At 64.4% G+C, this 13,752-nt stretch carries 16 protein-coding genes; 5 read left to right on the forward strand and 11 right to left on the reverse strand.

What is annotated here, in order from left to right; genetic code table 11:
- Position 1: 1 nt before the first annotated feature.
- Positions 2–553 carry a hypothetical protein gene (locus tag VLI63_RS07375; protein WP_409156213.1) on the forward strand — a complete coding sequence of 184 codons (552 nt, stop codon included), beginning with the start codon at positions 2–4 and terminating at the stop codon, positions 551–553.
- Positions 554–607: 54 nt separating this feature from the next.
- Positions 608–1,255, forward strand: coding sequence for a heme oxygenase (biliverdin-producing) (locus tag VLI63_RS07380; RefSeq protein WP_409156214.1), 648 nt, complete (start codon positions 608–610; stop codon positions 1,253–1,255).
- A gap of 137 nt (positions 1,256–1,392) precedes the next feature.
- Here VLI63_RS07380 and VLI63_RS07385 read toward each other — a convergent pair whose 3' ends face one another.
- Positions 1,393–2,691, reverse strand: a complete 1,299-nt coding sequence (locus VLI63_RS07385; RefSeq protein ID WP_185201995.1) for an ATP-dependent RecD-like DNA helicase — start codon at positions 2,689–2,691, stop codon at positions 1,393–1,395.
- 122 nt (positions 2,692–2,813) lie between these two features.
- Here VLI63_RS07385 and VLI63_RS07390 point away from each other — a divergent pair, with 122 nt between their 5' ends.
- The gene (locus VLI63_RS07390; protein ID WP_409156215.1) at positions 2,814–3,782 is read left to right on the forward strand and encodes a hypothetical protein; all 969 of its coding nucleotides are present in this window, start codon (positions 2,814–2,816) and stop codon (positions 3,780–3,782) included.
- A gap of 48 nt (positions 3,783–3,830) precedes the next feature.
- Here the strand turns inward: VLI63_RS07390 and VLI63_RS07395 are convergent, their stop codons facing one another.
- The 10 genes from VLI63_RS07395 to VLI63_RS07440 all read right to left on the reverse strand — a co-directional run bounded on the left by VLI63_RS07395 (position 3,831) and on the right by VLI63_RS07440 (position 10,770).
- Entirely contained in the window at positions 3,831–5,792 is a 1,962-nt protein-coding gene (locus tag VLI63_RS07395; protein ID WP_409156216.1) for a cytochrome c oxidase assembly protein, read from the reverse strand.
- 118 nt (positions 5,793–5,910) lie between these two features.
- Positions 5,911–6,198 carry an HU family DNA-binding protein gene (locus VLI63_RS07400; RefSeq protein ID WP_185201997.1) on the reverse strand — a complete coding sequence of 96 codons (288 nt, stop codon included), beginning with the start codon at positions 6,196–6,198 and terminating at the stop codon, positions 5,911–5,913.
- A 117-nt stretch (positions 6,199–6,315) separates the two neighbouring features.
- Entirely contained in the window at positions 6,316–6,621 is a 306-nt protein-coding gene (gene rpsN, locus VLI63_RS07405; RefSeq protein ID WP_185201998.1) for a 30S ribosomal protein S14, read from the reverse strand.
- 2 nt (positions 6,622–6,623) lie between these two features.
- The gene (gene rpmG / locus VLI63_RS07410; RefSeq protein WP_185201999.1) at positions 6,624–6,791 is read right to left on the reverse strand and encodes a 50S ribosomal protein L33; all 168 of its coding nucleotides are present in this window, start codon (positions 6,789–6,791) and stop codon (positions 6,624–6,626) included.
- The gene (rpmB, locus tag VLI63_RS07415; RefSeq protein WP_185202000.1) at positions 6,791–7,027 is read right to left on the reverse strand and encodes a 50S ribosomal protein L28; all 237 of its coding nucleotides are present in this window, start codon (positions 7,025–7,027) and stop codon (positions 6,791–6,793) included. The genes rpmG and rpmB overlap by 1 nt, the downstream gene beginning before the upstream one ends.
- Positions 7,028–7,198: 171 nt before the next feature.
- Entirely contained in the window at positions 7,199–7,651 is a 453-nt protein-coding gene (locus VLI63_RS07420; protein WP_409156217.1) for a hypothetical protein, read from the reverse strand.
- Positions 7,652–7,735: 84 nt separating this feature from the next.
- Positions 7,736–8,140 (reverse strand): Fur family transcriptional regulator, encoded by a 405-nt coding sequence (locus tag VLI63_RS07425; RefSeq protein WP_409156218.1) that lies wholly within the window; start codon positions 8,138–8,140, stop codon positions 7,736–7,738.
- Positions 8,137–9,039: a metal ABC transporter permease gene (locus tag VLI63_RS07430; RefSeq protein WP_409156219.1), complete on the reverse strand. Its 903-nt coding sequence runs from the start codon at positions 9,037–9,039 to the stop codon at positions 8,137–8,139. Before VLI63_RS07430 ends, VLI63_RS07425 begins: the two co-directional genes overlap by 4 nt.
- The gene (locus VLI63_RS07435) at positions 9,036–9,851 is read right to left on the reverse strand and encodes a metal ABC transporter ATP-binding protein (protein ID WP_409156220.1); all 816 of its coding nucleotides are present in this window, start codon (positions 9,849–9,851) and stop codon (positions 9,036–9,038) included. The genes VLI63_RS07430 and VLI63_RS07435 overlap by 4 nt, the downstream gene beginning before the upstream one ends.
- Before the next feature lie 10 nt (positions 9,852–9,861).
- Entirely contained in the window at positions 9,862–10,770 is a 909-nt protein-coding gene (locus tag VLI63_RS07440) for a metal ABC transporter solute-binding protein, Zn/Mn family (RefSeq protein WP_409156221.1), read from the reverse strand.
- A gap of 1,453 nt (positions 10,771–12,223) precedes the next feature.
- Here VLI63_RS07440 and VLI63_RS07445 point away from each other — a divergent pair.
- A complete protein-coding gene (locus tag VLI63_RS07445; protein WP_409156222.1) occupies positions 12,224–12,658 on the forward strand; it encodes a LysM peptidoglycan-binding domain-containing protein in 435 nt (144 codons plus the stop codon).
- A 102-nt stretch (positions 12,659–12,760) separates the two neighbouring features.
- On the forward strand, positions 12,761–13,477 hold the full coding sequence (locus tag VLI63_RS07450; RefSeq protein ID WP_409156223.1) for an RNA polymerase sigma factor: 717 nt from the start codon (positions 12,761–12,763) through the stop codon (positions 13,475–13,477).
- Positions 13,478–13,752 lie beyond the last annotated feature (275 nt).

The raw sequence follows: 13,752 nt of genomic DNA on the forward strand, positions 1-13,752 counted from the left end.
CATGTCTGTCATCACCCGCTCGTGGCTGTCTTTCGCCGCCATCGGTGCCGGAGTAATCCACCTGGCACTCGTGATCAGCTCTCCCCTCGCGGTCGGCATCCCCCTGGCGCTGTTCGGCCTCGCCGAGCTCACCTGGGGCGTGCTCATCCTCGTGAAAGACCGACTGCTCGTTCCCCGGCTCGCACAGGCTGGCGCTCTCGCACCGGTGCTGCTCTGGAGCCTTCTCACAGTGACGGCCACCCTTCTCGCCGCTCCACAGATCGCCTCTTCGCTGCGATTCGTTCCGATGGGCATCGCCGCTCTCTTCGAGCTCTTCATCGCCGCGATTCTCAGCGTGATACTGCGCCGGCGATCGTCGGACACTCCGGCAGCGCGGGCGCCGAAGGCCCCCAGCGCGGTGCGGTACCTGGCCGCCGTGATCGTCGCGGGAGTTCTGGTCGGTGGTCTCACCACCCCGGCTCTCGCCGCGACCCAAGCCGGATCCGTGGCGATGGAGCACGGTGGGACCATGGGCGGAATGATGGATATGAACATGCCGGGAATGGGCCACTAACCACCGTTCACCCGACTAAACTTAGGGTCACCTAACCTGAGCTCAGGAGTCGCCGTGACCGCTGTCATCCCCTTTTCGCAGGCTCTCCGCGAGCGCACCTGGTCCGGTCACGGTGACAGTGAGGGGGCAGGCTTCATGTCCGACCTCATGACCGGCAAGGGCACCCGCGAGGATTACATCGCCCTGGTGGCCCAGCACTTCTTCATCTACGAGGCCCTCGAGGCGGCAGCGCAGCGGATGGCGACGGATCCCGTGGCCGCGCCGTTCATCAGCCCGCAGCTCACTCGGCTTCCCGCCATCCGCCTCGATCTCGCCTTCCTGCTCGGGGACGACTGGCGGCAGCAGATCACAGCCCTGCCCACCACCCAGCGCTACGTCGATCGGCTCACCACCGTCGCGGCCACCTGGCCCGGTGGTTTCGTGGCCCACCACTACACGCGGTACCTCGGCGACCTGTCGGGTGGCCAGGTCATCCGCACTCTCATGCAGCGACAGTTCGGCTTCGAGACCAACGGGGTCGGCTTCTATCTCTTCGACCAGATCGCCAGGCCGAAGCAGTTCAAGGAGACCTACCGCGAACAACTGGATGCCGTGGACTGGAGCGCAGAGGAACGCGAGCGCGTCATCGACGAGGTGCTCATCGCCTACCGGTTCAACACCGAGCTGTTCGAGGACCTGTCGCGCGCGAAGGCAGCCGCATAGTGCACCGTCGCTGAAGCGGCACGGTCCGGCACCGGGGATACTCGCGCGTATCCGGGCGTCCGCGGACGTTGCGGGCCTGCGCGCCGGCCCCGAAAGTCCGCGATGGCCCGCTTTGCCACCGGGGCGCTCCCGGCGCGCTACGCTTCGATGCCCGGCAGTGCCGAGGCACCGCTCATGAAGCGCTGCACATCGGGATCCACCCGGATGTCACTCGGCCGCAGCGGCCGCGAGAGGTAGAGGCCCTCGAGCTCCGTGAGACGGCTGAGCGCCACGTAGGTCTGACCGGCGCTGAAGGTGCCCGATCCGAGATCCACTATCGCGCGATCGTAGGTCTTGCCCTGGGACTTGTGGATGGTGACCGCCCACGCCAGTCGCAGCGGAAACTGGGTGAACTCGGCGACGATGTCTTTCTTCAGGGTCTTCGTCGATGCCGAATAGGTGTATTTGAACTTCTCCCAGATGGCGGGCTGCACCTCATGCACCTCGCCATCGACCTCCACGAAGACGGTCGACGAGATCTTGGTGACGGTGCCCACCGTGCCGTTCACCCAGCGCTGGCCGCCCTCACCGGCGGAATCGTTGCGCAGGAACATCACCCGCGCACCCACCTTGAGCTGCAGGGACTCGTCGGCGGGGAATGACCGCCCGCCGAACTCTCCCGAGACATCGGCCTTCGCCGTCTTGACGGCCCCGGGGAGCCGGGCGAGGGCTGCAGCATTGATGCGGTTGACGGTGTCGTTGCGGGTGGCGAGGGTGATCGTGCCATCCGTCGGCGCGGGACGGGCGCCCGTGTCATTGAGGCGCCCCGCGATCTCTGCGGTGACCATGCCGTGGCGCACCGCATTGAGCATGAACTTGAACTCGGCCTCATGCTGGCGATGGATGGTCGTCAGCTCGAAGATGCGCAGCTCGGTCTCCTGCCAGACCTTCGCGTCGAAGAACCACATCGAGCGGTACTGGTCGGTGAAGTAGGCGCGCTCGTCGGCATCGCCTGGCACCGGGGCGAGCTGATACGGGTCGCCGAACAGCACCACCTGCACGCCCCCGAACGCGGTGAACGGCTTCTGGCGCGCCTGGCGCAGGCTGCGATCGATGGCATCCACCAGGTCGGCATTGACCATGGACACCTCGTCGATCACCAGCGTGTCGATGGTGTTGAGCAGCTTGCGCAACTCGGGCACCTGGTCGATCGCATGGTCGGCGATCACCCCGATCGGCAGGCGGAAGAGGGAGTGGATGGTCTGCCCGCCCACGTTGAGCGCTGCCACACCGGTCGGGGCCGCGATCACCACCTGCTTCGCGGTGTTCCACGAGAGATGGTTGAGCAGCGTGGACTTGCCCGTGCCCGCGCGACCCGTGACGAAGATGTTCTCGCGGGTGTTCTCGATGAGTTCGAAGACGGCTGCCTGCTCGGCGGAGAGTGCGAATTCGGCCACGACACTCCTCCCTCCCGGCATCCGGACAGCACTCCAATCTACCGCCGCGGTCGCCTGTCGATCGGCGCGCGGCGCCCTCCTGTTGAGAAGCCGGGCACGGAAGCGCCACCTAGGATGTGGAGATGCCGCCCCGAATTCTCGCCCGCTGGCTCATGCTGGTGGGGGTGCTCCTGCTGGCATTCCTCGGCACGGTCACGACCCTCAACCTCACGCTCTACAGCGCCTCGGGATTCGTCTCCTCCTACCTCTCCGCCGTCGCCCGGCACGATGTGGACGGCGCGCGCCGGATGCCCGGAGTCGCCGTCAGCCCGACGGGGACCGACGAGCTCCTCGCCCCCGCCGCGCTCGCCTCCCTCACCGACATCCACCTGGTGAAGGACACGGATGACGGCGGCGGGCGCCACACCGTCTTATACGGTTACACGATCGGGGGTACAGAGAGCACCTCATCCTTCGTCGTTGAGCACAGCGGCCAGCGCCTCGGAGTCTTCTCGGCGTGGCGCTTCGTCCAATCGCCGCAGAGCCTGCTGAGCGTCACCGTGAAGCACGGCAGTGGTGTGCGGGCCAACGGCGTGGCGCTGCCCCCCGTCACGCCCGACGTCGCTCATGCCTACCGTGTGCTCACTCCGAGCCGGGTGGTCTTGACGCACAACTCGACCTATCTCGAGTCGGTGAGGGTGGCGCCCCTCGTCGATCAACCGGCGAGCGTCACAGACGCGACTGTGGACATCCAGGCCAATCCGGTGTTCGTTCGCGAGGTGCAGAAGCAACTCGACAAGTTCCTCGCCGCCTGCACGACCCAGAAGGTGCTGTTGCCCACGGGGTGCCCGATGGGCACTCAGATCACCGACCGGCTGCAGGATGCTCCCACCTGGTCCATCGTGAGCTACCCGATCGTCACGATCGCGCCCGGGACGAACCCGGGGAGTTGGCAGATACCCGAGACCGGGGGGCTCGCCCACCTCAAGGTGAAGGTGAGGTCGATCTTCGACGGAAGCCTCTCGACCTTCGACGACGACGTGCCGTTCACTGTGCGCTACGTCATCACCTTCGCGGGCGATGGCAGCCCGGTGATCACCGCCCAGTACTGAGGCGGCCGGGGAGTCATCCGCCTCGCGCCGTGCAACCAGGGTCGGGCCTTAACGCCGGCCAGCCCGGTCGGCGAGCATCCGGTTGTATTCCATCAGCTCGGCATCGCCGTCCCGTTCGGCTTTGCGGTCGAGACGTTTCGCATCCTTCGCGTCGCTCTTCGACCACATGATCGCCACCGTGATGGCGAGGATGATCGTGGGAATCTCCCCCACGCTCCAGGCGATGCCGCCGCCGGTCTGCTGGTCCGCGATCGCGCTCACGCCCCACGCCCGACCCATGGCCCCGTACCAGTTGGCGAGCAGGAGTCCGGTGCCCGTGATGAGGGAGAGCCCGAAGAACGCGTGGAAGGCCATCGTGCCGAGCAGCACGAGCAGACGCATCGGGTAGGGCGCGCGATAGGGAAGCGGATCGACGCCGATCAGGGCCTGCACGAACAGATAGCCGGTGATCAGGAAGTGCACGATCATCCAGGTGTGCCCGATGTGGTCGGTCGTGGCCCAACTGAACAGCGGTGTGTAGTAGAACACCCAGAGCGAGACCACGAACAGTGCGGCCGCCACTATCGGGTTGGACAGCACCGCGGATGCCCGCGAGTGCACGAACAGCATGATCCACTCCCGCGCACCGCGGCTGCCATCCGAACGCTTGGCGATCGCCCGGAGGGCCAGGGTGATGGGAGCGGCGGGCACGAGCAGCACCGGGATCATCATGCCGAGCAGCATGTGCCCGAGCATGTGCACGCTGAACAGATACTTCTCGTAAACGTTGATTCCTCCGTTGGTCACCCAGAACAAGAGGGCGAGCCCGGCGAGCCAGACGACGAGCCGATGCACCGGCCACTTGTCACCGCGGCGGTGCAGCCTCACCACGCCGGCGATGTAGAAGAACGCCAGGAAGGCGATGAGCAGCACCCAGAGGATGTCGAAGTTCCACGTGGTGAAGTAGCGCGAGAAGGTGAGCTCGGGCGGCAGGGGTGCCTGAGTCAGGATCCAGGCCGGACTCGTGAGGGTGGCATCCTGCGACACGGGAGTCGCTGTCTTCGCCAGAGCGGCCGCGACTCCGGAGGCCAGTCCCATGAATCCGAGCTCCGCGGCGATGAGCCACCAGAAGAACCGGTCGCCGCTGTTGACCGAGGACTGCATCTTCGCCACCAGGAACCGCCGCTGCCCGAGCCCGAAGAGCCCAAGGGCGAGAAGCGCGAAGATCTTGACGAGGACGAGGATGCCGTAGGGCGTGAGCAGTTGGGTGATCGTGCCGACGCGCAGGGCCGCATTCACGTAGCCCGAGGCGGCGACCACGACGAAGCAGATGATGGCAAGCGTCGAATAGCGGGAGATGATCGGCCCGATCCGCCCACCCTCGAGGGTCTTGCGGATGAACACGATGGTCACGAGCCCGCCAAGCCAGATCGCCGCGAAGACCACGTGGAGACCGAGGGAGGTGACGGCCGCGTCGTGACCGGCGGCATCCGCCGAGTGCCCCTGCAGGGCCTGGGGTACCAGGCCGACTGCCGTGAAGGCGGTGACGAAGACGAGCATCGTGCGGTTGCGCACGGCGAAGCACAGCACCGTGACCACGGCGGCCACGAGGGTGCTCGCGAGCCAGGCCTGGCCGATCTCCTTGTTGGTGAGGAAGTCGCCGAGCACCCCGCCGAAGTTCGCGTCAAGGCTGATCGGCTTGGTGTAGAAGCTCATGAAGGTGAGGAAGCCGGTGACAGCGGACGCGATGGCCCAGAACCCGGCGGCTCCGGCGGCGATATCGAGCGTGCGGGCGAACTCGGGCCGGTCCGCGCTCATGGCGAAACACAGCAGCACGAGCGAGCCGAGCGTGACCGCGACACCCAGGTTGAACAGCATGGTCGCGATCGGCAGGCCGTAGCGCACGAGGGCTCCGGGATCGATCAGCCGGGGCGCGTCGGCGGCATGACCGAACGCCAGCGCGGCGAGCAGGGATGCGAAGGCAACGACCAGGAGCAGCGCTGGACCGGCGATTCTCACGATCCGTGGCACGTTATCCAGCCTAGGCGAGCAAACTGGGCCTCCGCCCCGCTGGTGGGGCCCCGTCCTTAACGACCGAAGGGGATGCCGACCCTGAGGTCGGCATCCCCTTCGAGAGGAGAAGCGAAGACTACTTTGCAGCGGCCTTGAGCTTGCTTCCGGCGCTGACCTTCACGCCGTAGCCCGCCTTGATCTGGATGGCCTCACCCGTGGACGGGTTGCGACCGGCACGAGCGGCACGGTGGGTGCGCTCGACCGCGAGCCAGCCCGGGATCGTGACCTTGGTGCCTTCGCCGACCGAAGTGGCGAGAGTGGAGAACAGGGCGTCGAGGACGCCGTTCACTGCAGCCTGGCTCTGGCCAGACTCAGCGGCAACTGCCGCGACGAGCTCGGTACGGTTTAGTGACTTGTCAGCCATTGAAGTCCTCCTCGGACGTTGTGCTTCTCAGAACATAGATTGCTGCTCGCGAGAACAGTTCTGTTGCTTGGATGGAACTGAGGTCTTGGGGCGTGTGTCCCCGCAACCGCCTGTAATTTACCAGCTTGACTTGGTAATACCGGGCAATTCGCCCCGGTGAGCCATATCGCGGAAACGCACGCGGGAGACCCCGAACTGGCTGAGGAAACCACGCGGACGACCATCGATGGCGTCACGACCGCGAACGCGCACCGGAGAGGCGTCGCGCGGAAGCTTCTGCAGTCCGAGCCGAGCGGCTTCGCGCTCTGCATCGGAGGATGCGGGGTCGACGAGAGCCTTCTTCAGCTCGAGTCGCTTGGTCGCATAGCGCGCGACCACGATCTTGCGCTGCTCGTTGGCAGCGATCTTGCTCTTCTTCGCCATGGTTAGCGCTCCTCGCGGAATTCGACGTGCTTGCGGACTACCGGGTCGTACTTCTTCAGCACGAGGCGGTCGGGGTCGTTGCGGCGGTTCTTCTTGGTCACGTAGGTGTAACCGGTGCCGGCGGTGGAACGGAGCTTGATGATCGGACGGACGTCCTGCTGCTTTGCCATTAGATCTTCACCCCACGGCCCAGGATGTCCTTGACCACTGATTCGATGCCACGAGCGTCAATGACCTTGATGCCCTTGGCGCTGAGCGTCAGCGTGACGCTGCGCTTGAGCGACGGAACGTAGTACGTCTTCTTCTGCACGTTCGGGTCGAAGCGACGCTTCGTCCGGCGGTGCGAGTGCGAAATGTTGTGTCCGAAGCCGGGAACGGCTCCAGTCACCTGGCACACTGCGGCCATGGTTTTCCTCCGATTACCGTAGGGACGAGGTGTCCCTACCCAAGATTTCTTGTCGGCACACACAGCCCACCAAACGATCGCGGGGGGATTGTGTACAGGCCGCAGCGCAGAATGCGCGCAGCAGCGTCCTATATTACGGATGCCGCCGGCTCTACGCAAGGCGAGACCGGCTCAGGAGCAGATCTTGCCGATCGATGTGAACTGGGCCTGCACGTCGGTGACGGCGATCTTGAGCTTGGTGGTGTCGGCGGAGGTCTTGCCGATCACGGCCTTCACCTGCACGATCATCTCCTTGATCGAGTCATCCGCTGCCGTTCCGGCCTTCTTCACCTCGGCGTTGGAGACCTTCTTCAGCCCGCTGTCGAAGGCGTCTGCCACGGACTGGAGCCCGGTGATCGCCTTGTCGGGGTTGGTGGCGATCGCGCCGAAGCTCGACGCCAACTCGGTGGTCGATGCGCTCACCGAGGTCTCGAGGGACTTGCAGGCGGCTGCCTTCGACTGGGTGGATGCCGCGGTCGAAGACCCCGCCGGTGCGGGCGAGCCGGAGGTGCAGCCGGTGAGCGCGACGGTCAGCGCCGCGCCGGCCAGGATTGTGGTGAGTGCGGTGCGAGACAGTGTGGACATGAGGTTCCCCCAGAAGTTTCGGTGACGTGCCCATCGAGCCTAGCCGGGCCAGCCGCTGGGCCGAACTATGCCGCGACGGACTGTTCAGCGGGCCGGTGAGCACGCAGCGCAGAGGCCGAAGACGTCGACGACGTGATGGGGCTGGGTGAAGCCGTGCTCGGAGGCGACCGACTGCGCCCAGCGCTCCACGGCATCCGCTTCGATCTCGACGGTGAGGCCACAGTTACGGCAGATGAGGTGATGGTGGTGCTGGCCGGGCGTGCACGCTCGATAGAGGCTCTCGCCCTCGGGGGATTGCAGGGAGTCCGCCTCACCCTCGGTGGCGAGGTCGGCGAGCGCCCGGTAGACGGTCGCGAGCCCGATCGGCGATCCCGATTCGCGCATTGTGGAGTGAAGGCCCTGGGCGCTGACGAATCCGTCGTCCGCCCCGAGGGCGGAGCGCACTGCCTCCCGCTGCCAGGTGTTCCGCTTGCGGGCCGGCGCGGTCATCGGGCAGCCGCCGCTGCTGTCACGGGTGTTGCCGCGGGGTCGAGCCGACCGCTGTTTCCACGGCGGGTGCGGCGCGCACCGATCACGCGGCAGACGATGTAGATGAGGAAGGAGATGGTCGTGACATAGGGACTGATCGGCAGACCGCCTCCGAGGGCGAGCAGAATGCCGCCGACGACCGAAGTGACGGCGAATGCGACGCTGAGCAGGGGGGTGAGAAGCGGAGACGAGGTGACCCTCATCGCGGCGGCCGCGGGTGTCACGAGCAGGGACAGCACGAGGAGCGCGCCGACGATCTGAATCGACACCGCCGTCGCAAGACCGAGCAGGATCATGAACGCGATCGAGAGACCGGTGACCGGCAGTCCCTTCGCGCGCGCGACATCCGCATCAACGCTCGCGAAGCTGAGCGGACGCCAGATCACGAAGAGCGCGGCGATCACCACGACGGAGATGATCACGAGCATGAGCAACTGCGGGTTGTCCACCGAGACGATCTGACCGGTGAGCAGCCCGAACTTGTTGGCGCTGCGCCCCGGGTAGAGGGCGAGAAACAGGATGCCGAGACCAAGGCCGAATGGCATTAACACGGCGATGATGGAGTTGCGTTCGCGGGCCTTGGCGCCAAGCACGCCGATGAGCAGCGCGGCGAGCAGCGAGCCGCCGATCGATCCCGCCACCACGTTCACCCCGAAGAGCAGGGCCGCGGATGCCCCGGCGAAGCTCAGCTCGCTGATGCCGTGCACCGCGAAGGCGAGATCCCTCATCATCACGAAGGGGCCGATGAGACCACCGACGACACCGAGGAGGGCACCGGCGATGATCGAGTTCCTCACCAGGACGAGCAATTCGCCGTAGTTGTCGAAGCCGAAGATCTGGTGCCAGAGGTCGGGGTTCATGTCGCCACCCCGACGTGATGTTCGAGATGATCGTGTACCCCGTAGCCCTCCGGCGCACCGAGCACGACGATGCGGCCGCGACTGCGGATGACTTCGACCGGGGTGTCGTACATATAGGACAGCACCTCGCTGCGCAGCACCTCGTCGGGGGTTCCCACGCGGAACCGGCCGCCGGCGAGATAGAGCACCCGGTCGACCATTTCGAGGATCGGGTTCACATCATGCGTCACGAACACCACCGCGGTGTTGATGGCCTTCCGCTGCTCGTCGATGAGCTCGCTCACCTGGCGTTGGTTGTGCAGGTCGAGGGAGATTAGCGGCTCGTCGCAGAGCAAGAGGCTCGGGTTCCCGGCGATCGACTGGCCCACCCGGATCCGCTGCTGTTCCCCGCCCGAGAGTGTCGCGACCGGCACGTCGGCGTAGTCCGTTGCTCCCACCGATTCGAGGATGCCGTCCACCTGCCGTCGAACGGCCCGTGAGTTGATGGGGAGTCCCCAGCGATTTCCATTCACTCCGAACGCCACCAGATCGCGGGCCCGGAGGGGCGTCCCCTCGTCCAGCAGCTTCTGCTGCGGGATGTACCCGATGCGTCGGCTGCCCTGGGCCACCGGCTCTCCGAGGAATTCGATGGTGCCGGAGCTGAGCTGCTGTTGGCCGAGGATCGTCTTCAGCAGGCTCGTCTTTCCGGTGCCGTTGGGCCCGAGAACCGCGAGGAACTCTCCCGGCTGCACCTCGAGATTGAGGTTGTTCCAGAGGGTGCGGGATCCGAAGGAGAGTGTCGCCTGGCGGAGGCTGAGAATGGGCGTGGTCATCGCAGGCGCCTCACTTGAGCGCGGCGGAGATCGCCGCGACGGTGTCGGTCATCCACTCGAGATAGTCCTTGCCGGCGGGAAGCGTCTCGCGCACGGGCACGACGGCCACTCCCGCCTTCTTCGCCGCGGCGATGACCTGCTCGGTCTGCGGTCCACCGGTCTGGGCGTTGTAGGCGAGCAGCTTCACGGCGTGGCCGCTGAAGAGCGCGAGGGTCTCGGTGAGCACGAGCGGTGAGACATCCGTTCCTCCCTCGATCGCGGCACTGAACTTCTCCGGCGTCTTGTTCACCAGGCCCAGGGCGTCGAGCAGATAGAGCGGCACGGGCTCCGTGATCGCCGCACCCTCTCCCGCGGCAAAGGCCTTGATCGACGCCTCACTCGACTCGAGCGTGCTCACCGCGCTGGAGAAGGTCGCACCGTACGCGGCGAAGGTGGAGGCGTGCTTCGGATCGAGTCTCGCAAAGGTCGACTCGATCTTCGCGGCCACCTTCGTGACGGTGGTGAAGTCGTACCAGAGGTGCTCGTTGAATTCCCCGGTCGGTGGCGTCTGGTCGTAACCGGAAACCGTGGCGGCGTTGAGCAGCGCCACCGTGGGGTTGTTCGCACCCTTCAGCAGGGTGTCGACGAAGTCGTCATAGCCGCCGCCGTTCTGGATCACGACGTCGGCCTTCGACAGGGACAGCTGCACCTGTGCGTCGGCCTCGTAGGAATGCGGGTCTTGGGAGGCATTGGAGATGATCGACGTCACCGACACGCGATCCCCGCCGATCTGTTTCGCGATGTCACCGTAGACATCGGTCGACGCGACGACATGGATGAGACCGTCCTCTTTCTGCGGCGACGACGCTGCGGAGCACCCGGCCAGCGCCAGGCTCAGCGCGACGCCGACGGAGAGGATTGGGAGGGTTTTTGCGCGCACAGTGATGGTTTTCTTAAGGAGGGGGATAACGGTAATGAGATTCGTTATCAATAGTACACCCGTTCGGGATCGTCACTGCGAACAGCTTTGATGTCAATTCCCATGTAACCGCGAACTAAATTCGTGTTATCCCGCACCAGGAGGGGAAGTTCTGGCCGATGCTTGATCACAACAAGACTCCAGCGATATGAGAATCAGACCTCGATGCCAAGTCGGACGCTCTTGCCAATTGCCGGACCCCGCGTCTGCCGTGAAGTATCCCCGCTGTCGCGAGGGAAGTGAATCGCTGATTTAGGTCGTTTGCGCTGTCGCGAATGACGTACCTGATCGCGAATCCCTTGCGGGCGGGTCTTACGGACACCGCGACCAAACTGGATCCACGCTTCCCAATCGGTACCTCTCAATCACTGTTTACCCTCCCGCTTGCGGGCACCCCTAGGAATCGAAAACCGCCTCTGAGACCGCTCCGGAAGCGCCATCAAATGGCGTCCGCCTATCTTCCGACTATCGGCGGCGCTCCTGCTGCTGACGCAGCTCGATGGGGCTCTTCTTGAAGCTGCCCCAAATCGCGGTCCCCAGCAGCAAGAAGACCAGAACAAATCCGGCGTAGAGAAGAAATGTCATGCTTTGAAGATAAGTCCAACCGCTCGCAAAGTCGAGATTGTTGGCTGAGGCCGTGAGCAGGCGTTGGCGGTCAGCCGTTCGCAGCGATTCGGCGCGGTCTCGACGGGTGTTGCGCGGCCCATTGGGAGACAGGGCGCGCTTACCGTTCGGCTTGCGAGAACTGATCTCGGTGCAACGGAACGCCTATGGTTGTCCAGTGTCTTGACGTCGATTGCGGGTCGTGCTTTCCGGCCGAATCACCGTGGATTCGCCAGACGACGGGAATCGATAGTGTCCACTGCACCGGCGGGGCCCAAGACCTCGCTGGTGTGGTTATGGCAAAGGCTGCTCGGGTTGGTGGTAACGCTTGCCGTCACTCTTGTCCTCGCCCCTCTGTTCATGACTGCGGGATTCGCGCTCGAGGTCGGGCTGGGCGACTATGACACGAGCGGGCAAGGCGGCCCGTTGCGCAGTTGCGCTGACGGGCCAGCCATCAGTTGCTCTCGGCCAGTCTGGATTGCCGTTGTCTGCATAGTCGCCTTCGTGGTGTTTTGCGTTCTGGCGGCGTTGGCCGGGGTCGCGGCGGGGGGATGGGAGCACAAAGTGCGGGCCGGAGCAGTGCTTAGCCTGGTTAGCGCCGGACCGGCGTGGCTGATATCCGCTTCCTGGCCGATTTTTATCAGTTATCTCGTGCAAGGCCCATAATTCTGCTCATGAAAGCTGTTTCTGAGGTACCGTCAATTCATGTGGCGAAAGTACCAGGACTGGCACCAACCCGAAGGGACTGCTGAAGTCGCGCTGCTGTCCCCCATCCCCGGATGATGGCAGACAAGACTCCTTGGGGCGATCCATGAATCCTCCTGTCTATCAAAAGAGTGGAACCTTGGCTTTGGGGTTCGCGATTCTTGCCCTAATTTCCCTCACGGCTTGCTCCGGACCGATCTCGCATCTCGAAACGGCTCCAAGCAAGAGCCCCGCTGCAACAGCCGATATAGCTGTGAATGGCCCAGCCCAGGACCTCGGCCCGCGCACGCACGCGAGCGGAAGAGGCACCGAGGTCAGGGCCGGCGTGTACACCTACGAGATAGCTGAGAATGACACGCTTGGCACGCTGGCCGAGCGCTTTGACATTTGTTTGGCGGATTTATACGCGGCGAATGACTCTCTGCGACCCGGCCATGAGGATGAGATCTCCATCGGCCATCAAATAACTGTGGAATTCGTCAACGGAGCAAACGTCGACGGGGCCGACCACAGCGGGTACCGGTGCCGAAATATGCCGTGAACAAACGGGGACGCGTTCTAAGCTTCAGTCTTTTTCACCGATGAACTGGAATCTCCAGATGCTGCTCCCTGGCGATGCACCAAGGGGTCCGTAAATGACGCAATGGGGAGTTGGAGTGGGTTCGCTGCCGCGCCTGTAGTTGCCTTGCTCGTTTGGGGATACGCTCGCGCCAGGGCGGGCCGTGAACTTAAGTGGAGCAATCGGGCAATCCTTATCGAGACTAGTGATAGTGAGATCGTTCGAAGTTCGTGGGATCAGCCCGCGGTCTTCGCTGAGGTGTACGACCGTCATGCGTCGGCCGTGTACCGGTATGCGGCGCGACGGGCGGGGATTGATGCGGCGGATGACATGATGGCCGAGACGTTTCTTGTTTCGTTTGAGCGCCGTATGCGTTTCGACGAAACGTACGTGAGCGCTTTGCCGTGGTTGCTCGGAATTGCGACAGTCCTGATTCGCAAGCACCGCGGTGCGGAAGCGCGGTTCTTGCGGGCGGTTGCCGCTTCCGGGCCGCCGGCGACTGTTGTCGACGATCAGGACGATCGTCTCGACGCCAGCTTGACTGTTCGCGGTTTGGCGGGCGCGAGTCGTCGGATGCCCGCTCGGGATCGTGACGCGTTGCTCTTGTACGCCTGGGGCGATCTCGACTATGAGGGCGTCGCACTCGCATTGGACATTCCCGTCGGGACGGTCCGGTCGCGTCTGAATCGCGCGCGGCGAGTGCTGCGCCAGTCCGCTGGCACATCACCAGCAGAGGAGGTGGAACTCAGGGGCGAACCATCGAGTTCCAGGCCGAGAACTGGAAGCGCCTCAAGAGCTTGAAAAGCCGCATCATCGAGCTCCTCGACCCTGTCCTCGTTCGAAGCTTCCCAAAGCACTAGCCGAGGTCCAGGTACATCGTTCCTCTGGGAAGCCCGCAAACGTTGCATAGTCACATGCAGCAAAGGCGGGCCGGCGTGTAGAGCAGATCGGCTTCAGACCTGTCGCGTTCAACGTCCCTTGAGTGCGATGGGCATTTTCGGCGAGATGATCAACCTCTGCTTCCGTCAACCGTGGAATGGCCAGACGGTCCACAGCACCCCAATAGCGCACAAAGG

Origin of the sequence: Lacisediminihabitans sp. H27-G8 (genome assembly GCF_046156175.1) — a bacterium.
GTDB lineage: Bacteria > Actinomycetota > Actinomycetes > Actinomycetales > Microbacteriaceae > Lacisediminihabitans.

Excerpts from the sequence above, each read along its gene's own strand:
- rpmB (WP_185202000.1), bottom strand. The coding sequence starts at position 7,027 with ATGGCCGCAGTGTGCCAGGTGACTGGAGCCGTTCCCGGCTTCGGACAC.
- VLI63_RS07430 (WP_409156219.1), bottom strand. The coding sequence starts at position 9,039 with ATGAACCCCGACCTCTGGCACCAGATCTTCGGCTTCGACAACTACGGC.
- VLI63_RS07390 (WP_409156215.1), top strand. The coding sequence starts at position 2,814 with ATGCCGCCCCGAATTCTCGCCCGCTGGCTCATGCTGGTGGGGGTGCTC.
- VLI63_RS07400 (WP_185201997.1), bottom strand. The coding sequence starts at position 6,198 with ATGGCTGACAAGTCACTAAACCGTACCGAGCTCGTCGCGGCAGTTGCC.
- rpsN (WP_185201998.1), bottom strand. The coding sequence starts at position 6,621 with ATGGCGAAGAAGAGCAAGATCGCTGCCAACGAGCAGCGCAAGATCGTG.
- VLI63_RS07420 (WP_409156217.1), bottom strand. The coding sequence starts at position 7,651 with ATGTCCACACTGTCTCGCACCGCACTCACCACAATCCTGGCCGGCGCG.
- rpmG (WP_185201999.1), bottom strand. The coding sequence starts at position 6,791 with ATGGCAAAGCAGCAGGACGTCCGTCCGATCATCAAGCTCCGTTCCACC.
- VLI63_RS07425 (WP_409156218.1), bottom strand. The coding sequence starts at position 8,140 with ATGACCGCGCCGGCCCGCAAGCGGAACACCTGGCAGCGGGAGGCAGTG.
- VLI63_RS07445 (WP_409156222.1), top strand. The coding sequence starts at position 12,224 with ATGAATCCTCCTGTCTATCAAAAGAGTGGAACCTTGGCTTTGGGGTTC.
- VLI63_RS07375 (WP_409156213.1), top strand. The coding sequence starts at position 2 with ATGTCTGTCATCACCCGCTCGTGGCTGTCTTTCGCCGCCATCGGTGCC.
- VLI63_RS07450 (WP_409156223.1), top strand. The coding sequence starts at position 12,761 with ATGGGGAGTTGGAGTGGGTTCGCTGCCGCGCCTGTAGTTGCCTTGCTC.
- VLI63_RS07435 (WP_409156220.1), bottom strand. The coding sequence starts at position 9,851 with ATGACCACGCCCATTCTCAGCCTCCGCCAGGCGACACTCTCCTTCGGA.